At 56.6% G+C, this 19,084-nt stretch carries 21 protein-coding genes; 10 read left to right on the forward strand and 11 right to left on the reverse strand.

Annotated elements, in window-relative coordinates; translation table 11 throughout:
• Positions 1-36: 36 nt before the first annotated feature.
• Complete coding sequence (gene clpS, locus EGO56_RS12890) at positions 37-357, reverse strand: ATP-dependent Clp protease adapter ClpS (RefSeq protein WP_003849318.1); 321 nt, start codon at positions 355-357, stop codon at positions 37-39.
• A gap of 316 nt (positions 358-673) precedes the next feature.
• Between clpS and cspD the strand changes: the two genes are divergently transcribed.
• Positions 674-895, forward strand: a complete 222-nt coding sequence (cspD, locus tag EGO56_RS12895; RefSeq protein ID WP_013357297.1) for a cold shock-like protein CspD — start codon at positions 674-676, stop codon at positions 893-895.
• A 74-nt stretch (positions 896-969) separates the two neighbouring features.
• Here the strand turns inward: cspD and EGO56_RS12900 are convergent, their stop codons facing one another.
• On the reverse strand, positions 970-2,607 hold the full coding sequence (locus tag EGO56_RS12900; RefSeq protein ID WP_135909535.1) for an ATP-dependent nuclease: 1,638 nt from the start codon (positions 2,605-2,607) through the stop codon (positions 970-972).
• 125 nt (positions 2,608-2,732) lie between these two features.
• Between EGO56_RS12900 and EGO56_RS12905 the strand changes: the two genes are divergently transcribed.
• The 3 genes from EGO56_RS12905 to ltaE all read left to right on the forward strand — a co-directional run bounded on the left by EGO56_RS12905 (position 2,733) and on the right by ltaE (position 6,558).
• The gene (locus tag EGO56_RS12905; protein WP_135909537.1) at positions 2,733-3,632 is read left to right on the forward strand and encodes a LysO family transporter; all 900 of its coding nucleotides are present in this window, start codon (positions 2,733-2,735) and stop codon (positions 3,630-3,632) included.
• Between the two features lie 131 nt (positions 3,633-3,763).
• The gene (poxB, locus tag EGO56_RS12910; protein WP_135909539.1) at positions 3,764-5,485 is read left to right on the forward strand and encodes a ubiquinone-dependent pyruvate dehydrogenase; all 1,722 of its coding nucleotides are present in this window, start codon (positions 3,764-3,766) and stop codon (positions 5,483-5,485) included.
• A 71-nt stretch (positions 5,486-5,556) separates the two neighbouring features.
• Positions 5,557-6,558: a low-specificity L-threonine aldolase gene (ltaE, locus tag EGO56_RS12915; RefSeq protein WP_135909541.1), complete on the forward strand. Its 1,002-nt coding sequence runs from the start codon at positions 5,557-5,559 to the stop codon at positions 6,556-6,558.
• A gap of 4 nt (positions 6,559-6,562) precedes the next feature.
• On the opposite strand, the gene EGO56_RS12920 is transcribed toward ltaE, so the two are convergent.
• Together EGO56_RS12920 and EGO56_RS12925 are read right to left on the reverse strand one after the other, a co-directional pair.
• Complete coding sequence (locus tag EGO56_RS12920) at positions 6,563-7,387, reverse strand: N-acetylmuramoyl-L-alanine amidase (RefSeq protein WP_135909543.1); 825 nt, start codon at positions 7,385-7,387, stop codon at positions 6,563-6,565.
• On the reverse strand, positions 7,384-7,704 hold the full coding sequence (locus tag EGO56_RS12925) for a heavy metal-binding domain-containing protein (protein ID WP_033782490.1): 321 nt from the start codon (positions 7,702-7,704) through the stop codon (positions 7,384-7,386). Before EGO56_RS12925 ends, EGO56_RS12920 begins: the two co-directional genes overlap by 4 nt.
• A gap of 106 nt (positions 7,705-7,810) precedes the next feature.
• On the opposite strand from EGO56_RS12925, the gene EGO56_RS12930 reads away from it, so the two are divergent.
• The 6 genes from EGO56_RS12930 (at position 7,811) to EGO56_RS12955 (ending at position 12,286) form a co-directional block, all read left to right on the forward strand.
• The gene (locus EGO56_RS12930; protein WP_135909545.1) at positions 7,811-8,350 is read left to right on the forward strand and encodes a lipoprotein; all 540 of its coding nucleotides are present in this window, start codon (positions 7,811-7,813) and stop codon (positions 8,348-8,350) included.
• 223 nt (positions 8,351-8,573) lie between these two features.
• Positions 8,574-9,302, forward strand: coding sequence for an arginine ABC transporter ATP-binding protein ArtP (gene artP, locus EGO56_RS12935; RefSeq protein ID WP_013357289.1), 729 nt, complete (start codon positions 8,574-8,576; stop codon positions 9,300-9,302).
• Between the two features lie 15 nt (positions 9,303-9,317).
• Positions 9,318-10,049, forward strand: a complete 732-nt coding sequence (gene artJ / locus EGO56_RS12940) for an arginine ABC transporter substrate-binding protein (protein ID WP_135909547.1) — start codon at positions 9,318-9,320, stop codon at positions 10,047-10,049.
• 6 nt (positions 10,050-10,055) lie between these two features.
• Positions 10,056-10,772: an arginine ABC transporter permease ArtQ gene (gene artQ / locus EGO56_RS12945; protein ID WP_003849293.1), complete on the forward strand. Its 717-nt coding sequence runs from the start codon at positions 10,056-10,058 to the stop codon at positions 10,770-10,772.
• Entirely contained in the window at positions 10,772-11,440 is a 669-nt protein-coding gene (artM, locus tag EGO56_RS12950; RefSeq protein WP_135909549.1) for an arginine ABC transporter permease ArtM, read from the forward strand. Before artQ ends, artM begins: the two co-directional genes overlap by 1 nt.
• 114 nt (positions 11,441-11,554) lie before the next feature.
• The gene (locus tag EGO56_RS12955) at positions 11,555-12,286 is read left to right on the forward strand and encodes an arginine ABC transporter substrate-binding protein (protein WP_135909551.1); all 732 of its coding nucleotides are present in this window, start codon (positions 11,555-11,557) and stop codon (positions 12,284-12,286) included.
• A gap of 21 nt (positions 12,287-12,307) precedes the next feature.
• On the opposite strand, the gene rlmC is transcribed toward EGO56_RS12955, so the two are convergent.
• The 7 genes from rlmC to EGO56_RS12990 all read right to left on the reverse strand — a co-directional run bounded on the left by rlmC (position 12,308) and on the right by EGO56_RS12990 (position 19,070).
• Positions 12,308-13,438, reverse strand: coding sequence for a 23S rRNA (uracil(747)-C(5))-methyltransferase RlmC (rlmC, locus tag EGO56_RS12960; protein WP_135909553.1), 1,131 nt, complete (start codon positions 13,436-13,438; stop codon positions 12,308-12,310).
• A 41-nt stretch (positions 13,439-13,479) separates the two neighbouring features.
• The gene (locus EGO56_RS12965; protein ID WP_013357283.1) at positions 13,480-13,947 is read right to left on the reverse strand and encodes a YbjO family protein; all 468 of its coding nucleotides are present in this window, start codon (positions 13,945-13,947) and stop codon (positions 13,480-13,482) included.
• Between the two features lie 75 nt (positions 13,948-14,022).
• Complete coding sequence (potI, locus tag EGO56_RS12970) at positions 14,023-14,868, reverse strand: putrescine ABC transporter permease PotI (RefSeq protein WP_013357282.1); 846 nt, start codon at positions 14,866-14,868, stop codon at positions 14,023-14,025.
• Positions 14,865-15,827, reverse strand: coding sequence for a putrescine ABC transporter permease PotH (gene potH, locus EGO56_RS12975; RefSeq protein ID WP_003849283.1), 963 nt, complete (start codon positions 15,825-15,827; stop codon positions 14,865-14,867). Before potH ends, potI begins: the two co-directional genes overlap by 4 nt.
• A gap of 9 nt (positions 15,828-15,836) precedes the next feature.
• Positions 15,837-16,970 (reverse strand): putrescine ABC transporter ATP-binding subunit PotG, encoded by a 1,134-nt coding sequence (gene potG / locus EGO56_RS12980; protein ID WP_013357281.1) that lies wholly within the window; start codon positions 16,968-16,970, stop codon positions 15,837-15,839.
• Positions 16,971-17,093: 123 nt separating this feature from the next.
• A complete protein-coding gene (gene potF / locus EGO56_RS12985) occupies positions 17,094-18,203 on the reverse strand; it encodes a spermidine/putrescine ABC transporter substrate-binding protein PotF (RefSeq protein WP_010669743.1) in 1,110 nt (369 codons plus the stop codon).
• A 387-nt stretch (positions 18,204-18,590) separates the two neighbouring features.
• Positions 18,591-19,070 carry a YbjN domain-containing protein gene (locus EGO56_RS12990; protein WP_135909555.1) on the reverse strand — a complete coding sequence of 160 codons (480 nt, stop codon included), beginning with the start codon at positions 19,068-19,070 and terminating at the stop codon, positions 18,591-18,593.
• Positions 19,071-19,084 lie beyond the last annotated feature (14 nt).

The following is a 19,084-nucleotide window of genomic DNA, read 5'->3' on the forward strand; positions in this document are numbered from 1 at the left end:
TTATCGCCCTTACCAGTTTCCTATATGGAGACGGGTTCAGGCTTTTTCCAGCGTACACAGCAACGGATGATGGTTTTCCCGCGCATAGTTGTTCACCTGGGCCGCTTTTGTTTCGGCGACTTCTGCAGTAAATACACCACAGATCGCCTTGCCGTGATAGTGAACTTTCAACATCAGCTGCGTTGCACGTTCAACATCATAAGAAAAGAACTTTTGTACGACGTCAATAACAAATTCCATAGGTGTATAATCGTCATTATTCAGAATGACTTTATACATAGAAGGCGGCTTTAACCCTTCGCGTACTTTGTCTTCGGCCAGATGTTCAAAGTTAAGCCAGTCGTTTGTGTTTGCCATAGTGTTCCGTTGAGATTTTGCTTTGAGCCTTTTAATGGCTACATGTTGAGAGTTTAACATGCCTGTCAAGCTCCTGGTCGCTGCTGAAAATTTATTCAGAAATTTCCTTGCGCGACCTGCATCACAAAATTTGCAATAGCGTTAACCACCTCAAATTTTGATGATTTTTTCCCCACCTGGCCCGGTGGTTTGCTTGACGCCAGCGGCGCTTTCTCTACATTCTACCTGCACACGCTGATTGAGTTTTAATCAAATCCGACTCACAGCCTGTAAGACCTCACCTACTTATAAAATGTCTTGCGAGGGAAGTAAAAGCATGGAGACGGGCACAGTTAAATGGTTCAATAATTCCAAAGGCTTTGGCTTTATCTGTCCGGTTGGCGGTGGCGACGATATTTTTGCACACTACTCCACCATCCAGATGGAAGGCTACCGCACGCTAAAGGCAGGCCAGCAGGTTCAGTTCGACGTTCATGAAGGTCCGAAAGGCAATCACGCCAGCCTCATCGTGCCGGTTGAGATACAGGCTGTGGCGTGATACTTACCCCACCTCTGAACAGTGACGCAAAAATGCCAGCCAGTGCCGCTGGCATTTTTCTTTCCGAAGCAGACTTAATCTGCCTGGCGCTGCGCCAGCCCAATCACCCGGGCAAACATCTGCCGTATTAACGGCGGGATGGCCTCCGGCCCGCGTTCCGCCGCCGACGTCGCCACTGCGATCGCCAGTTCTGGCTTGGAGCTCTGATGAATCGCTTTAGTAATAATACGCCTGGAACTCATCGGAACGTTTAACGGCAGGTGCGCCATCTGATGATAGACATCCTGGAAACCCTGGTGATAGAGAAAATTTTCCATATCCAGCGCCGGTAGCTGCGTCAGAAAACGCGGCTCAGGATCGCCGGGCTGTAGCTGCGTGCGTGCGGTACTGGCATATTTGTTACCCGCCTGATCGCCGTCTGTCAGCACATGCCAGGCGATGCCCATGCGGCGGGCAAACTTCAGCAGCGGCTTTAAGCCCGACTGAGCAAACTCAATCACTTTTACCCCTTCAGCCGCGAAGTTGTAACCGCACTGCTGTGCCAGCTCATTCATGATCCAGACTTCGGTTTCCCCCTCCACCAGCAGCCAGCAACGGGCAAACAGCGCTGCAGGCCGGTTGACACGAATATGGAAGCCGATGCGCCGGCTCTCTTCGCCACTCAGCCCTTCTGGCCCGATGCGCCAGGCGGCCACGCGCGAGGGGCCGCGTACCAGACGACAGACGTTCTCTACCGGCACCTGAGACAGCAGCTCAGCGGAATTGGTGGTGGCGATTTTTTGCAGCGGCAGCAGCCTGAGCAGGTTCCACGCCACAGAAAGCATAATCGGATGCAGCCGGGTTTCCGGATCTTCAATCAGCAGTAGCGGCCGGGCATCAGCGGCCAGCGGGACATCGCCTCGCGCCTCAATCAGCAGGGTAAACATCTGCAGCAGGATCAGCTGACGGCTGCGGGAGTCGGTTCCGGCAATCAGCTGATTGAGATGATCCAGCGCCCGCCATCCCTTTTCCCCGTCGCGTGTCTGCGCATCCCGTGACCTGAGTTCGTTGCTCGCATCGGGCAGTTGCACCAGAAAGTAGTGCTGCATCAGTTGCTGCATGGTCTTCAGCCCCTGTCGCAGCACCTCATCACTGAGCTGCTGAGGATGGTGCTCCAGATCGCGCGCCAGCGACTCCATGCCCGCCAGCAGCTCAGGATGGGGAGTCGCCACCGGCGCACTGTTTCGCGTCCGCTTACTAAAGCGCGCATCGCGCAGTCGCAGCACCGGATAGCGTTTCAGCAGCAGATCGATGGCCGCCGCGCAGTGCTGCTCAGGCAACAGCTGTGCATTCGCGTCAACAAAACGGCGACGGGTTTCGATGCCGCTTTCCCGCCAGGTGGCACTAACACTGTAATAAAGCCGACGCTGACCCTGAGCATCGTGCTGCCAGAAGGCCGAGAGCACCGCATCCGGGTCGCTGCCGTCATCGCGAAAATGAAATACTACTGACAGACGGCGCATAGGATCGGTCACATCGCCCGGTGTGAAATGGAAATCAGCCTGGGTAAAATCATAGGCTGGTTCATGGGGCGAAAGCAGCAGGCTCAGGGCATCCAGCAGGCTGGATTTCCCCCACGCATTTTCACCAATCAGCAGATTGGTGCGGGTTAAAGGGAGTGAGAGTTTGTTGATGCCGCGGAAACCGCGAATATCGATATGTTCCAGAATCATAGGCGTCCGTCCTCAGGTTATAAACAGCATGGTTGCCGCCAGCGAACCGGTCAAGCTGCGATGGGGTTTACTCCGATACGCTTTTTCGCTAGCGTGTTGCCTCTTCCCCCATGGATGGCATTGATATGTACTCCGGACTTCTGATTATTCTGCTGCCGCTGATCGCCGGCTGGCTGATACCTTTCCGCAAAACCGACACCCTGCGCCGGGTAAATCAGCTACTGGGCTGGATGGTTTACGTGATCCTCTTCTTTATGGGCATCAGTCTGGCCTTTCTCGACAATCTGAGCAGCAACCTGCTGGCGGTTTTTCACACCGCACTGGTAGCGGCGTTCTGTATTCTGCTGTGCAACCTGCTGGCGCTGCGCGGACTCGAAAAGTATGCCCCCTGGCAACATGCGCACCGGCAGGAAAAACTGCCATCGCGACTGCATATGGCGCTGGACTCCCTGAAGCTGTGTGGCGTCGTTGTCCTTGGTTTTTTGCTTGGGCTGACCCAGTGGCCACTGCTGCATCACGCCTCAACCGCAAGCGAATATGCGCTGATCTTCCTGCTGTTTCTGGTGGGCATTCAGCTGCGCGGCAGCGGCATGACGCTGCGTCAGATCATCCTGAACCGTCGTGGCATGCTGGTGGCCGTTGTCGTGCTGGTCAGCGCGCTGATCGGCGGCATGCTTGCCGCGCTGGTGCTGGGCATGCCACTAAAGACCGGTCTGGCGTTAGCCAGCGGCTTTGGCTGGTACTCCCTCTCCGGCATTCTGATGACCGAAGCCTTTGGGCCGGTCATCGGCAGCGCCGCCTTCTTCAACGATTTGGTGCGTGAACTGGTCGCCATCATGCTGATCCCGGCACTGATTGGCCGTCATCGTTCGAGTGCACTGGGCCTGTGCGGCGCCACCTCAATGGACTTTACCCTGCCGGTACTGCAGCGGGCGGGCGGCAATGAGATTGTCCCGGCCGCCATTGTGCACGGCTTTGTCATGAGTCTGCTGGCCCCGATTCTGATCGCCCTCTTCTCTGCCTGAATCCTGTCTGAGATGCGCTGAGCTTTACCCAGCGCATTTTTTCACGTCTGCTTTTCTGCCGTGTCGTCTACGCTTCTTTTTTCGGTTCTGGTCACGTCACTCTTGAGGACGGGCCGACAAAGGAGAAGAGCATGAAACAAACCGTGGCGGCGCTGGTCGCCAAAACGCTGGAAAGCGCCGGCGTCAAACGCATCTGGGGTGTTACCGGGGACTCCCTTAATGGCCTGAGCGACAGCCTTAATCGCATGGGCACCATCGAATGGATGCCGACGCGCCATGAAGAAGTGGCTGCCTTTGCGGCGGGCGCGGAAGCCCATATCAGCGGCGAACTGGCGGTCTGCGCCGGTTCCTGCGGGCCAGGCAACTTACATCTGATCAATGGTTTGTTCGACTGCCATCGCAACCGCGTCCCGGTTCTGGCGATTGCGGCACATATCCCCTCCAGCGAAATCGGTAGCGGCTATTTCCAGGAAACCCATCCGCAGGAGTTATTCCGCGAATGCAGCCACTACTGTGAGCTGGTCTCGAATCCTGAGCAGTTACCCCAGGTGCTGGGCATCGCCATGCGTAAAGCGATTCTGAATCGTGGCGTCTCGGTCGTGGTACTGCCTGGTGACGTGGCGCTGAAACTGGCACCGGAAAGCGCCAGCACTGAGTGGTATCCGCCGCAGTTGCCGCAGGTCCTGCCTCAGCCCGCCGAACTGGCCCGGCTGGCTCAGACGCTGAACGACGCCACCGATATTACGCTGCTGTGCGGCAGTGGCTGCGCCGGTGCGCATCAGGAAGTGGTCGCGCTTGCCGAAGCGCTGAAAGCGCCTATCGTCCATGCGCTGCGCGGTAAAGAGCACATCGAGTATGACAACCCTTATGATGTCGGCATGACCGGCCTGATTGGCTTCTCATCCGGTTTCCACGCCATGATGAATGCCGGGACGCTGGTATTGCTCGGCACCCAGTTCCCCTACCGCGCCTTCTATCCCGAAAAAGCTAAGATCATCCAGATTGATATCAATCCGGGCAGTCTGGGATCACATTGTCACGTCGATCAGGCTTATGTCGGCGATGTGAAAAGCACGCTACAGGCATTGCTGCCGCAACTGACGCCCAAAAGCGATCGCAGCCATCTCGACAGTGCAGTTAAGCACTACGGTGAGGCGCGTAAAAGTCTGGACGAGCTGGCGCAACCCAACGACAGGCAGCCGATCCACCCGCAATATCTGGCACAGCAGATCAGCCACTACGCCAGCGACGACGCTATTTTTACCTGCGATGTCGGAACACCGACTGTCTGGGCGGCGCGTTACCTGAAGATGAACGGCAAACGTCGCCTGCTGGGTTCGTTTAACCATGGCTCGATGGCGAATGCGATGCCACAGGCGCTGGGCGCGCAGTCGATCGATCGCAACCGTCAGGTCGTCGCGTTGTGCGGCGACGGCGGTTTCAGCATGCTGATGGGCGATTTTATCTCGCTGGCGCAGCTGAAAATGCCGGTGAAACTGGTGATCTTTAACAATAGCGTTCTGGGCTTTGTGGCGATGGAGATGAAGGCCGGCGGCTATCTCACCGACGGCACAGAGCTGGAGAACCCTGACTTTGCCGCTATCGCCCAGGCCTGCGGCATCCGTGGCATCCGGGTGGAAAAAGCGTCGGAACTGAATGGCGCACTGGAGCAGGCGTTTGCCCATGATGGCCCGGTGCTGGTGGATGTCATCACCGCCAAAGAGGAGCTGGCGATGCCGCCGCAGATCAAAATGGAGCAGGCCAAAGGCTTCAGTCTTTACATGCTGCGCGCCATCATGAACGGTCGCGGGGATGAGGTGGTAGAACTGGCGAAAACCAACTGGCTGCGGTAAAACAGAGGTTCCATCCAGGCGGGCGCGATGCCCGCCTTTTTTTTGTCTTCCGCCACGTTCAGGAGCATAAGGTGATCGATTTACGCAGTGATACCGTGACCCGGCCCAGCGCCGCCATGTTAAGCGCGATGATGTCAGCCGAAACCGGTGATGACGTCTACCGTGACGATCCCACCGTGAATGCGCTGGAGGCGGAAGCTGCACGGCTGAGCGGCAAAGCCGCAGCGCTGTTTTTCCCGACCGGCACCCAGGCAAACCTGGTGGCGTTGCTCAGCCACTGCGAGCGCGGCGATGAATATATCGTCGGTCAGCAGGCGCACAACTACAAATATGAGGCGGGCGGTGCGGCGGTGCTGGGCAGCATCCAGCCGCAGCCGGTGCTGGCCACCGATGATGGCACCCTGCCGCTCGATGTGGTGGCAGCGGCCATTAAGCCGGATGATATTCACTTTGCACGCACCCGCCTGCTGAGTCTGGAGAACACCCATCACGGTAAAGTGCTGCCGCTGGATTACCTGGAACAGGCCTGGACCTTTACCCGCGAGCACAAGCTGGCGCTGCACATTGATGGCGCACGCATTTTCAACGCGGTAGTGGCACAGAAGACCACGCTGGCGACGATTGCCCGCTACTGCGACACCCTCACCATCTGTCTCTCTAAAGGTCTGGGCACGCCCGTCGGTTCGCTGCTGTGCGGCGACACGGCGCTGATTGAGCGCGCCCGTCGCTGGCGCAAAATGACCGGCGGCGGCATGCGTCAGGTCGGTATTCTGGCGGCGGCGGGTCTCTATGCGCTAGAGCACAACGTGGCGCGACTGCAGGAGGATCATGACAATGCCGCCTGGCTGGGACAGCAGCTGCATGAGCTGGGCGTCAGCGTCATCGATCAGCAGACCAACATGCTGTTTGTGGCGGTGCCGGAAGCCCAGGTCAAACCCTTAGGCGAGTGGATGAAGGCACGTGGCGTGCTAATCAGCGTGGGAACACGTACCCGGCTGGTCACTCATCTGGATGCTGACCGTGCGGCGCTGGAGCAGGTTGTCGCCCACTGGAAGGCGTTTCTCCAACAGTAATCCGCTATTCCGCCGCGCCATACTTCTCCAGTAGCGCGGCAGCTATCGCGGCGGTTTCGGCATCGGGCTGACCGCGATAATCCGCAGGCCGGAAATGCATCTGAAACGCGGCAATCACCTTCTGCTGCTCATGCGCACTCATCCCCGCTGTCACTGCATAACCGTAGCGTTGCAGACTTTCCATAAGCAGCTGTACAGGCACCCGCGCGTGCGGATCCTGACCCGCTAAATAAAACTGCACACGTCCGGCATCAGGCCAGGCACCGAGTCCGCGCTGTGCCAGCTGCTGCCACGGGAACAGTGGGCCAGGATCCTGCTTACGCTGCGGCGCGATATCACTGTGACCGACAATGTTTTCTGGTGGGATGCCATAACGCTGTGCAATATCCCGCACCAGCGCCTCCAGCGTGGTAATCTGGGCGGCGGTAAAGGGCTGCCATTCGAGGCCGGTTAGCGTCCGACGATAACCCCGGTTCACCAGCTCAATGCCAATCGAGGTGTCATTGATGCGGGTGGCTCCACGCCAGAAGCTGGGCCCGGCATGCCAGGCAAGCTGCTGCTCCGGCACCAGTTGCCAGATAACGCCTTTACCGGCGCGCTGTGGCGGCTGGCGGGGAATCAGATAGTGGGCGCTGACTTCCCGATCGGTGAGCGTCGCCAGCGACGAAGAAAAATCTTCGGCGGTGTAGTGGACCACAATCACCTTCACCCGCGGTCGCGCGCCCTGCGCCGGATACCGCAGATCGGCCCAGTAGCCGTCACGGGATTCCATCCCGGAGTGACAGCCCGCCAGCAGCAGCGCCAGTATCAGCCACAGCCCGCGTTTCAACGAATGATCACCGCCGTACCGCTGACGCTGACCATCAGCATGCTGCCATCTTTGCCGACCGTTTCGTAATCAATGTCGATACCGACCACCGCGTTGGCACCCAGTGATTTTGCCTGCTCTTCCAGCTCTTCAAACGCGATCTCCCGCGCTTTACGCAGTTCTTTCTCATACGCGCCGGAACGGCCACCGACTACATCACGGATACCCGCGAAAAAATCACGGAAGATGTTGGCCCCCAGAATCGCCTCTCCGGTAACCACGCCGCAATATTCACTGATGCTGTGACCTTCCAGCGTTGGGGTTGTTGAAAATTTCATCGCATTCTCCTTGTTGAAAATCGGGCTAAGGCTCTTTCGACTAAAAAGCACGGCTATACTCTATGCTAAAAAGGGCACCTTGCCAGAGAACCATAAGGAAATCGAGATGAGAAACAACGCGTTTGCGCTAATGATCCCGGCGGCCCTGCTGCTCAGCGCCTGTACCACCGTTGAGCCAGTCATTAAGGATAATGGCCCGCGAACCGCTCCCTGCATTGAAGGCGGTCCTGACCAGGTAGCCCAGAAGTTTTATGACCTGCGTGTCGAACAGCCCACGCAGGGCCTGCCCGACAGCAACACGCTGGCAAAATATCGCCCTTACCTGAGTGATGCGCTTTATCACTCCCTGCAGGCGGCCAGCGGCAGCAATGCTGGCTCACAGTGGCGCAATGGCGATCTCTTCTCCAGCCTGTCACAGGGTCCGACGGCTGCCAGCGTCGCCGATGCCTCCACCATCCCGAACCGTGATGCACGCAACATTCCGCTGCGGGTCGATCTGAGCCGCGACGGCAAACAGTGGCAGGATGAAGTGCTGATGATCCATCAGGGCACCTGCTGGGTCGTTGACGACGTGCGCTACATGGCGAACCCTGCACATGCCGAGGGTGGCAGCCTGAGCCAGATGCTTGAAAAATCAAAAAAATAATTAAGATTTAACGGTTATGAGAAGCGCAGCCACCGCAGGTGACTGCGCTTTTTTTATTGCCGCTGCCCGCCCTGCGGCCTTTGGTTGTAGCCAGACAGCGCATGATATTGTGCTAAGCTTTTGCTGTTTACCTGCTGTTTTACAAATTTTAACCCACCTTAATTGCATAACTATTCTGGTGACGTTAAAATCCGCGACACTAATAGCTATTCAAATCTGGCGCATGAGTATTCAACTAAACGCAATAAACTGCTTCTACGGTGCTCATCAGGCGCTGTTTGACATCAACCTTGAGTGTCCGCAAGGCGAGACTCTGGTGCTGCTGGGGCCCAGCGGTGCGGGCAAAAGTTCGCTGCTGCGGGTACTTAATCTGCTGGAGCAGCCACGTTCAGGTCAGTTGCAGATTGCCGGCAATCAGTTCGACTTCACGCAGAAACCGTCTGATGCTGCGATTCGCGAACTGCGTCAGAACGTCGGCATGGTGTTCCAACAATATAATCTCTGGCCACATCTGACCGTGCTGCAGAATCTGATCGAAGCACCCTGCCGTGTTCTGGGCCTCAGTAAAAGCGACGCCCGCGCTCGCGCCGATAAGCTGCTTGACCGGCTGCGGCTGACGCCCTATAGCGATCGCTTTCCGCTGCACCTCTCCGGGGGTCAGCAGCAGCGTGTGGCCATTGCCCGCGCGCTGATGATGGAGCCGCAGGTGCTGCTGTTCGATGAGCCGACGGCCGCGCTGGACCCTGAAATTACCGCACAGATTGTCAGTATCATTCGCGAACTGGCGCAGACCCGCATTACTCAGGTGATTGTGACCCATGAAGTGGAAGTGGCACGTAAAACGGCCAGCCGCGTTGTTTACATGGAGAACGGTCACATTGTGGAACAGGGCGATGCCAGCCGCTTTACACAGCCGCAAACCGAGGCGTTTGCTCACTATCTTTCGCACTAAGTCAGGATGCTAAAAATGAAAAAAATGGTACTTGCTGCACTGCTTGCCGGTTTTAGCCTGAGTGCTACCGCGGCACAGACGATTCGTTTTGCGACCGAAGCCTCTTATCCTCCTTTTGAGTTTGTGGATGCCGATAACAAGATTCAGGGCTTTGATGTCGATCTGGCTAACGCGCTGTGTAAAGAGATCGACGCAACCTGCACCTTCACTAACCAGGCGTTCGACAGCCTGATCCCAAGCCTGAAGTTCAGTCGCTTTGATGCGGTGATGGCGGGCATGGATATCACGCCGGATCGTGAGAAACAGGTCCTGTTCACCAAGCCTTACTACGACAACTCGGCGCTGTTTGTTGCTCAGAAAGGCAAAGTTGCCAGTGTTGAAGCGCTGAAAGGCAAGCGGGTTGGCGTTCAGAACGGCACCACTCACCAGAAATACCTGACGGATAAACACAGCGACATCACCATCGTGCCTTACGACAGCTATCAGAACGCGGTGCTGGATCTGAAAAACGGCCGTATTGATGCTGTCTTCGGTGACACCGCCGTGGTTAACGAGTGGCTGAAGCAGAATGCTGCGCTGGCTGCCGTCGGCGACAAAGTGACGGATAAAGCCTACTTTGGTACTGGCCTGGGCATTGCGGTACGCACTGGTAACACCGATCTGCAGACTAAATTCAATGGCGCGCTGGATAAGATCAAAGCAGATGGCACGTACAAAACCATCTACAGCAAATGGTTCCAGCAGTAATCTCTGATGAATGAAATGATGACCCTCGCAAGCGCCGCCGGGATGACCGTCGGCCTTGCTGTTTGTGCTCTCATCGCGGGCCTGGTGCTGGCGATGATATTCGCTGGCTGGGAGTCACTGCGCCTGAGACCGCTGGCGTGGATTGGCACCGGTCTGGTAACACTGATCCGTGGCCTGCCGGAAATTCTGGTGGTGCTGTTTATCTATTTTGGCGCCTCACAGCTGCTGCTCACCCTCTCTGACGGTTTCACGCTGAACTTCGGGCTGTTTACGCTGCCGGTTCAGATGCAGATTGAGAATTTCGATGTTAGTCCGTTCCTCTGCGGTGTGATTGCGCTGGCGATGCTCTATGCCGCCTACGCCTCACAGACGCTGCGCGGGGCACTCAAAGCGGTGCCGGTCGGTCAGTGGGAGTCGGGACAGGCGCTGGGCATGAAAAAGTCGGCCATTTTTCTCCGGCTGATTATGCCGCAGATGTGGCGTCATGCCCTGCCCGGTCTGGGTAATCAGTGGCTGGTACTGCTAAAAGATACCGCACTGGTCTCGCTAATCAGCGTCAATGACCTGATGCTGCAAACCAAAAGTATCGCCACCCGCACGCAGGAGCCGTTTACCTGGTTCCTAGTGGCGGCCGCGATCTACTTAGTGATTACGCTGTTCAGCCAGGCGGTGTTACGCCGCATCGAACTGCGCACCACCCGCTTTGAACGGGGGAACAGCTAATGCTGGCCTATCTGCCCGAACTCATGAAAGGGCTGCACACCAGCCTGACGCTGACGGTGGCCTCGCTGGTGGTAGCACTGCTGCTCGCGCTGCTCTTCACCGTGGTACTGTCGCTGAAGACGCCGGTGCTGAATCCGCTGGTAAAAGGATTTATCACGCTGTTTACCGGTACGCCGCTGCTGGTGCAGATCTTCCTGATCTACTACGGTCCGGGACAGTTCCCCTCGATCCAGCAGATCCCCTGGCTGTGGCATTTACTGTCGCAGCCGTGGCTGTGCGCGATGCTGGCACTATCGCTGAACAGTGCGGCTTACACCACGCAGCTGTTTTACGGTGCGGTCCGGGCGATTCCTTCCGGACAGTGGCAGTCGTGCGCGGCACTCGGCATGAGCCGCAAAGACACCCTGCGCATTCTGCTGCCTTATGCATTTAAACGCGCCCTCTCCTCCTACTCCAATGAAGTGGTGCTGGTGTTTAAAGGCACCTCGCTGGCCTACACCATCACCCTGATGGAAGTCATGGGCCACGGCCAGCTACTCTATGGTCGCACCTACGACATCACGGTCTATGCCGCGGCGGGTCTGATTTATCTCTGCGTTAACGGTTTGCTGACGCTGATGATGCGCCTGATCGAAAAACGCGCCCTGGCCTTTGAACGACGTAACTGAATACCGGGCGAGCCCCTCGCCCTTTTCGCCTGAAAAATCACACTAATTGCATAAAAATTCATTTTATGGCAGGGTATCGCCTTCTCTGGCTGACCACATCACAGGAATCATAAAATGAAAAAATGGATTATCGCTGCTGCGCTGGCTTCGCTGGCGGTGACCGCCCAGGCCGCGGAAACGATTCGCTTCGCTGCTTCAGCAACCTATCCGCCCTTTGAATCTCTGGACAAAGAAAATAACCTTGTCGGATTTGATATCGATCTGGCTAAAGCGCTGTGCCAGCAGATGAAAGCGGAGTGTACCTTCACTAACAATGCCTTCGACAGCCTGATCCCGTCACTGAAGTTCCGTCGCTATGACGCCGTGATTTCCGGTATGGATATCACCACGGAGCGCAGCAAGCAGGTCGATTTTACCCAGCCTTATTACGCTAATTCTGCCATCGTGATCGTGCCGAAAGGCCGGTTCAGCAGCTTCGGTGATTTGAAAGAAAAGCGCATCGGCGTTGAAAACGGCACCACCCACCAGAAGTACCTGCAGGATAAGCATCCGGAAGTGAAAGTGGTGGCGTATGACAGCTATCAGAATGCGATTCTGGATATGAAGAGTGGCCGGCTGGATGGCGTGTTTGGCGACAGCGCGGTAGTGAATCAGTGGCTAAAGGCCAATCCGGATCTCGCCACGATCGGTGAACATGTCACGGATGCAGACTACTTTGGTACCGGCCTCGGCATTGCCGTGCGTAAAGGCAATACGGCGCTGCGCGATCGGTTCAATCAGGCGCTGACCGAACTGAAAGCTAACGGCAGCTGGCAGCAGATTAATCAGAAATGGTTCCCGGAGTAATGACCGGCTGAAGCTCCGGACTTAGTGCTGACGGCGGGTTAACAGCGTCAGCACTTCAAAATGCGCGGTGTGCGGGAACATATCGAACAGCTGCACCTTCGTGACCTCATAGTCATTCAGCCGGGCAATATCCTGCGCCATGGTCTGCGGATTACAGCTTGAATAGAGCAGATAATCCGGGGCCATCTGGCTGAGATAGACACACAGCGCCTCACCCATCCCACGGCGTGGCGGATTCACCAGCACCAACTGCGGCACCGCGTCGCGTCCGGTGGCAAACGCCGTCGAATCCAGCGCCGCAAACTGCACTTTTTCCAGTCCCAGCATCTCAGCAGAACGTCGGGCGCATTTAATCGCCTCAGCGCTAATCTCGATGCCGGTCAGTTCCATTTCCGGTGTCGCGCAGTGCAGGCCAAAACCGCCTACGCCGCAGAAGAGATCCCACATGCTGTTAACCGGCAGCGCACGCACCCAGTCGCGCGCAGTGGCATAGAGCGCGCTGGCAACCTGCGGGTTGGTCTGAAAGAAGCTCTGCGGGCGGATCCACAGCGGCACGCCATTGAAGTTCTCAGCCAGCGACTGATCGGGCGTGAGCGCAATCTCCTCTTCGCCCTCCAGAATCGCCATGTGCACCGGCTGAATGTTGGCCGAAATCACCGCCAGCTGCGGCAATTGCTGTTGCAGCCACGGCAATGCCGCGCGCAGCTGTTCCAGTTTGGCGGTTGAGCGCAGGACAAAGCGCAGCATGATGCCGCCCTGCTGGCTTTCGGTAATCAGCAGGAATTTCAGTTCACCACGTTTGCGCGCCACGTTGTAGGGCGTCAGCCCGGCGCGGGCGATAAAAGGCTTAAGCGCTGCAAACACCGGCTGGAAGCTGGCGGGATAGAGCGGGCAGTTGCAGAGATCGACAGGCTCACCATCACGGTGAACAAGACCCAGCACCGGACGCTCCACACTACCGCTGACCACCATTTTGGCTTTGTTACGAAATGCCTGCTGCGCTGAAGTTACCGGCGGTAACCAGGCCGCAACCGGCTGCTCAGCCAGTAGCTGTTCCAGCATCGACTGTTTGTCGTTCAGCTGAGTGGGATAGGGTTTTTCCAGCCACTGACAGGAGCGGCAACGGTTAGCGTCATAAAGCGCGCAGTGCATGGTAAAGCCTTAACGATGGGGTCGGGCGGAGCGCGATTGTATCACCGCTTTCTGAAAAAAGCGCGGCTGCTGGCAGGCAGAAACAGCAGCATCAGCACGACCAGATCGGGGATTTTCTGCGACAGGGTGTGGTGGATAATCTGGACGTTGTTGTCGCCATCAATGCTGAAAATCTCGGGGTAAATCCCGCCCAGCGAGGCAAACAGCATATAGATCAGCACAACCCCCTGCGTGGCTACATAGCCCCAGCGGCCACGGTTACTGCCGCGCATCAGGGTAAAGGCGCAGCGCAGTTCGAACAGGAAGATCAGCTGGCTGGCGATAAAGATAAGCGTCGAGTCCCAGGACTGAGCGCTGCGATGAACAAAGTTGGCGATTTCACTGTAACCCAGCTCATTGGCCAGCATCAGTACGCTCAGGCAGCGGGTCGCAATAATGGCAATGCCCGCGACCGTCACCGGAACCGGTGCGTCTGAAAGCGTTGCACTGCTTTTGAAGATTTCTGACATAGTCCCTGACTCCACCTGATCGAAAAACGGGCCGGTTAAACCGGCCCGTTCATATAGTGGCAAAGGTTACGGATTTCAGCCACGTTTAGCTTTCTGAATATCGCTTAAACGCTGTTTTTCTTCGTGCGCCATGAATCGCCAGGCGATAAAACCGACTAAACCAACCACAAACAGGATCAGGGAAGCCAGCGCATTGATTTCCGGGTTCACGCCGCGGCGTACGGTAGCGAAGATCGCCATCGGCAGCGTGGTGGCGCCCGGACCGGTCACAAAGCTGGCGATTACCAGATCGTCGAGTGACAGGGTAAATGCCAGCAGCCAGCCGGTCACAATCGCCGGCGCAATCATCGGCACGGTAATGACGAAGAAGACCTTCAGCGGCGTCGCACCTAAATCCATCGCCGCCTCTTCGATTGAGCGGTCCAGTTCACGCAGACGCGAGTTAATCACCACCGCCACATAGGCGGTACAGAAGGTGACGTGCGCCAGCCAGATGGTCAGCATACCGCGCTCACTCGGCCAGCCAAAAGCGTTGCCCATGGCCACAAATAGCAGCAGCAGCGACAGGCCGGTGATCACATCGGGCATCACCAGCGGCGCCGTCAGCATAAAAGCAAAACCGTTGTGCCCGCGGAAGCGACCAAAGCGCACGATGATCACCGCCGCCAGCGTACCCAGCACCACCGCCATGGTGGCCGACAGCCCGGCAATGCTCAGACTCAGCAGCACCGCGTCAATCATCGCGCTGTCCTCAAACAGCACTTTGTACCAGTGGAATGAGAAGCTGTCCCACACCGTTACCAGCGGTGAGCTGTTGAAGGAGTAAACCACCAGCAGCAGCATCGGCGCATAGAGGAACAGGAAGCAGCAGACCAGAATGCCGGTTCGCCAGGGCGAGCGGATGGTTGGCAAATTATTCATGCCTTCTCTCCCATTTCACGGTTTTGATGCTTATGGAACCAGATGATCGGCAGAATCAGGATCAGCAGAATAATCACCGCCAGCGCGGAGGCCACCGGCCAGTCGCGGTTATTGAAGAACTCCTGCCACAGGATACGACCGATCATGATGCTGTCCGGGCCACCCAGCAGTTCAGGGATCACGTACTCCCCCACCGCCGGGATAAACACCAGCATCGACCCGGCGATAATGCCGCCTTTGGTCAGCGGCACAATCACGCTGAAAAAGGTCTTCAGCGGACGCGCCCCCAAATCCAGTGAGGCTTCCACCAGCGAGTAGTCGATACGGGTCAGCGCGGTGTAGATTGGCAGCACCATAAACGGCAGATAGCAGTAGACGATACCGATATAGACCGCGGTGTTGGTGTAAAGGATCACCAGCGGATGGTCGATCACGCCCAGCCACAGCAGGAAGCGGTTCAGAATACCGTTGTTGTTCAGCAGGCCCATCCAGGCGTAGACGCGCACCAGAAACGAGGTCCACGACGGCAGGATCACCAGCAGCAGCAGAATGGTGCGCATCGAGGGTTTGCTGTGTGCCACGGCCCAGGCAAGCGGATAGCCAATCAGCAGACAGATTACCGTGGAGATCGCCGCCACTTTCAGCGACTGCAGATAGGCGTCGATGTAGAGCGGATCGTCGGTCAGGGTCAGGTAGTTGCCAAAGTTGAGCACGATGCTGAACTGGTCGTCGGCCCAGCTCACCAGCTCGGTGTAAGGGGGAATCGCTCGCGCAATGTCCGCGAAGCTGATCTTCAGCACCGTCAGAAACGGCAGCAGGAATAACAGCACCAGCCAGACATAAGGCAGTGCGATCACCAGCTTGCGGCCATGCTGCATTTTTACCCGCGTGGCCCAGCGTTGCAGCGGCGTGCCGACCAGGCGGGCGGGCGCTTTAGCGCGTTGGAAAATCTGGCTCATAGCCGCTCCTTAAACCGTCAACACCACGCAGCTGTCGCTTTCCCAGCAGAGGCGGACTTCATCACCCCAGGTCGGCAACCCTTTGCGGTAGCGATGCGCGTTTTGCAACTGTGCGCTGATCATCTGCCCGCTATGCAGACGGACATGGAAAATCGAGAGGTCGCCGAGATAGGCGATGTGAACCACTTCGCCCACCGCAAAGTTACAGCCATCGGCGGGTACTTCATCGCACAGCATCACTTTTTCCGGGCGCAGCGCGACATGCACCGGCACGTTATCCACTACCGAAACATCGGAATCGACTTTCAGCGGATGCATCAGGCCGGGACTGTCGATCACCAGGCCATCTGCCTGACGTTCACGCAGTAAGCCTTCGAAGACGTTAACCGACCCGATAAATTCGGCGCTGTAGCGGCTGGTCGGATGCTCGTAAATCTCCTCCGGCTCGCCAATCTGCACGAACTTACCGCGATTCATAATCGCGATACGGCCCGCCATGGTCATCGCCTCTTCCTGGTCGTGCGTTACCATCACGCAGGTCGCGCCCACACGCTCCAGAATATCGACCACTTCCAGCTGCATCCTGTCGCGCAGCTTCTTATCCAGCGCGCCCATCGGCTCATCAAGCAGCAGCAGTTTGGGCCGTTTCGCCAGGCTGCGGGCCAGCGCCACGCGCTGACGCTGACCACCAGAAAGCTGATGCGGTTTGCGTTTCGCAAACTCCTGCATATGCACCAGCGCCAGCATTTCGGCGACGCGGCTGGTGATCTCCCCTTTCGGCAGCCGATCCTGCTTCAGACCAAAGGCGATGTTCTGCTCCACCGTCATGTGCGGAAACAGCGCGTAAGACTGGAACATCATGTTGATCGGACGCTGATAGGGAGCAACGTGCGACAGATCCTGTCCATCCAGCACAATCTGGCCGCTGGTGGGCGGCTCAAAACCGGCCAGCATACGCAGCAGCGTGGATTTGCCACAGCCCGATGCGCCCAGCAGAGCGAAGATTTCACCTTTATAAATGGTCAGACTAACATCATCCACGGCGTGCTGGCCGTCAAAGGATTTGGTCAGATTGCGAATTTCCAGCAGCGGCGTTAAAGCCTTTGCGGTTTTATGTTGAGGGCGGGGAATGGCATCGTTCACAAAGGGTTCTCTCCGGAGCCAGGCGGAACATGGCGGCAAAATCCGCCGCTAAAAATGGCACAACAGAGGCCGGGGTTGCGCCTCTGTTGCTGATGCGTGACAGGTCAATCCGTTAGGGACGAACTACTTACCACTTTTTACTTTAGTCCATGCGCGCGTACGCACACGATCCAGTTTCGGATCCTGGACTTTCAGCACGAACAATTTCGACATCGCTTCTGGCGTCGGGAAGATACCCGGGTTGTTGCGGACATCGGCATTGATCAGCGGCAGCGACGCTTTGTTGCCGTTGGCGTAGTTCATTTTGTTGGAGACATCGGCGATCACTTTCGGATCCATGATGTAGTTAAGCCAGGCGTAGGCACCGTCGAGGTTTTTGGCATCTTTCGGGATCGCCATCATATCGAAGAAGGCCAGAGCTCCCTCTTTCGGCACGCTGTAGCCCAGATGCACGCCGTTTTTCGCCGCATCGGCACGGTTTTTCGCCTGCAGAATATCGCCCGACCAGCCGATGGCGACGCAGATGTTGCCGTTAGCCAGATCGTTGATGTACTGCGACGAATGGAAGTAGCGGATATTCGGACGCAGTTTCAGCAGCAGGTCGGTCGCTGCGCCGGAATACTCTTTAGCATCCGAGGTATTCGGATCTTTGCCCAGATAGTTGAGCACGGTGGCGAAGATCTCTTCCGGTGCATCCAGGAAGGAGACGCCACAGCTTTTCAGCTTCTCCAGATTTTCCGGCTTCAGCACCAGATCCCAGCTGTTGACCGGCGCATCGGCGCCCAGTGCGGCTTTAACCTTGTCGATGTTGTAACCGATACCGGTGGTGCCCCACAGATAAGGAATGGCATATTTGTTACCCGGATCGTGCTGCGCCACTTTTTCCATCAGCGCCGGATCGAGGTTTTTGTAGTTCGGCAGTTTGCTCTTATCCAGTGGCTGGAATACGCCGGACTGCAGCTGACGCGCCAGGAAGCTGGAAGATGGCACCACGACATCGTAGCCGGTGCTGCCCGCCATCAGTTTGCCTTCCAGCACTTCGTTGGAGTCAAACACATCGTAGACCACTTTAATGCCGGACTGCTTTTCAAAGTTCGGCACGGTATCTGGCGAAATATAATCGGACCAGTTATAGACGTGCAGCGTTTTATCTTCCGCCATACTGCTGGCCGACGCGGCCATCAGCGCAGCAGCTACTACAGCTGACAGCCATTTCTGACGTGAGTTGAACATATTTTTCCATCCTCCTGAGCGGGTCATTTCAACGCTGCAAACCTGAGATCCCTGCATTGCGTTCTGTACAAGACGTCAGTGACACAATGAATCATTATTCAGCGGGAGTTTAATAGCAAAATCCTATAGCTGGGACGCAGTTACACGTCTGTTACAGCCCCGCAAGCATAGCCCCCCCGGTCAGGCTTCACCAGACCCCAGCGTAAAAAACGCCTGAAAGCGATATTTTATGCATGTCTGAGCTATGAGGTTCGGCTTTCATGGCATAAACCACGACAAATATCTGGCGGTAAAGGGCAAAATGCAGAATAAAAAATTATCAGGTTGGCAGATGCAGGGCATAAAAAAGCCGTCTCAGGGACGGCTTAGTGGGCGACCCTATCGGGCTTAGTGCAGCACAGAATGAACGCTGGTCACCGGAACGTGCTCTTCTTCTTCACCCACAATCAGCAGATTATTGGCAAAGGCCTCCAGGATCACCATGGAGATTTGCTCTTCACTCTGTTTCATAAATTGTGAGAACTGACCAAAGGTTAATCCGGCGGTGGTGGTCATTGACTGACAGACAATGAGCTTCGGCAGATTATCATCCTGAATGTCGATAAAGGCTTTCACCGTCAGTGAACTGGCATTGATTTGCGACAGATCGCCGACCAGCGGAATCAGCGCCGTCGGCTTCACTTCAGCCAGCGCCGAAAACAGAATGACGTTGTCGACCAGATCGATTTTGGCGTCAAACACCCCATCAAAGTTTTGCATGTGCGGCAGATGAAGTGCCTGACAGGCATCGCATTCGAACCAGGTGATATTTTGCTGATCCAGCCAGCGACGCAGCAGGTCGATATCCGGAACGACAAGAGAATCCATCGTAAAATCCCAGT

It is taken from the genome of Pantoea vagans (assembly GCF_004792415.1).
Lineage (GTDB): Bacteria > Pseudomonadota > Gammaproteobacteria > Enterobacterales > Enterobacteriaceae > Pantoea > Pantoea vagans.

What these genes read in the sequence shown, in the direction of transcription:
- EGO56_RS12930 (WP_135909545.1), top strand. Translation starts at nt 7,811, where the DNA reads ATGAGAAACAACGCGTTTGCGCTAATGATCCCGGCGGCCCTGCTGCTC.
- artJ (WP_135909547.1), top strand. Translation starts at nt 9,318, where the DNA reads ATGAAAAAAATGGTACTTGCTGCACTGCTTGCCGGTTTTAGCCTGAGT.
- potH (WP_003849283.1), bottom strand. Translation starts at nt 15,827, where the DNA reads ATGAGCCAGATTTTCCAACGCGCTAAAGCGCCCGCCCGCCTGGTCGGC.
- EGO56_RS12990 (WP_135909555.1), bottom strand. Translation starts at nt 19,070, where the DNA reads ATGGATTCTCTTGTCGTTCCGGATATCGACCTGCTGCGTCGCTGGCTG.
- potI (WP_013357282.1), bottom strand. Translation starts at nt 14,868, where the DNA reads ATGAATAATTTGCCAACCATCCGCTCGCCCTGGCGAACCGGCATTCTG.
- clpS (WP_003849318.1), bottom strand. Translation starts at nt 357, where the DNA reads ATGGCAAACACAAACGACTGGCTTAACTTTGAACATCTGGCCGAAGAC.
- poxB (WP_135909539.1), top strand. Translation starts at nt 3,764, where the DNA reads ATGAAACAAACCGTGGCGGCGCTGGTCGCCAAAACGCTGGAAAGCGCC.
- artQ (WP_003849293.1), top strand. Translation starts at nt 10,056, where the DNA reads ATGAATGAAATGATGACCCTCGCAAGCGCCGCCGGGATGACCGTCGGC.
- EGO56_RS12900 (WP_135909535.1), bottom strand. Translation starts at nt 2,607, where the DNA reads ATGATTCTGGAACATATCGATATTCGCGGTTTCCGCGGCATCAACAAA.
- EGO56_RS12955 (WP_135909551.1), top strand. Translation starts at nt 11,555, where the DNA reads ATGAAAAAATGGATTATCGCTGCTGCGCTGGCTTCGCTGGCGGTGACC.
- potF (WP_010669743.1), bottom strand. Translation starts at nt 18,203, where the DNA reads ATGTTCAACTCACGTCAGAAATGGCTGTCAGCTGTAGTAGCTGCTGCG.
- EGO56_RS12905 (WP_135909537.1), top strand. Translation starts at nt 2,733, where the DNA reads ATGTACTCCGGACTTCTGATTATTCTGCTGCCGCTGATCGCCGGCTGG.
- cspD (WP_013357297.1), top strand. Translation starts at nt 674, where the DNA reads ATGGAGACGGGCACAGTTAAATGGTTCAATAATTCCAAAGGCTTTGGC.
- artP (WP_013357289.1), top strand. Translation starts at nt 8,574, where the DNA reads ATGAGTATTCAACTAAACGCAATAAACTGCTTCTACGGTGCTCATCAG.
- artM (WP_135909549.1), top strand. Translation starts at nt 10,772, where the DNA reads ATGCTGGCCTATCTGCCCGAACTCATGAAAGGGCTGCACACCAGCCTG.
- EGO56_RS12925 (WP_033782490.1), bottom strand. Translation starts at nt 7,704, where the DNA reads ATGAAATTTTCAACAACCCCAACGCTGGAAGGTCACAGCATCAGTGAA.
- EGO56_RS12965 (WP_013357283.1), bottom strand. Translation starts at nt 13,947, where the DNA reads ATGTCAGAAATCTTCAAAAGCAGTGCAACGCTTTCAGACGCACCGGTT.
- rlmC (WP_135909553.1), bottom strand. Translation starts at nt 13,438, where the DNA reads ATGCACTGCGCGCTTTATGACGCTAACCGTTGCCGCTCCTGTCAGTGG.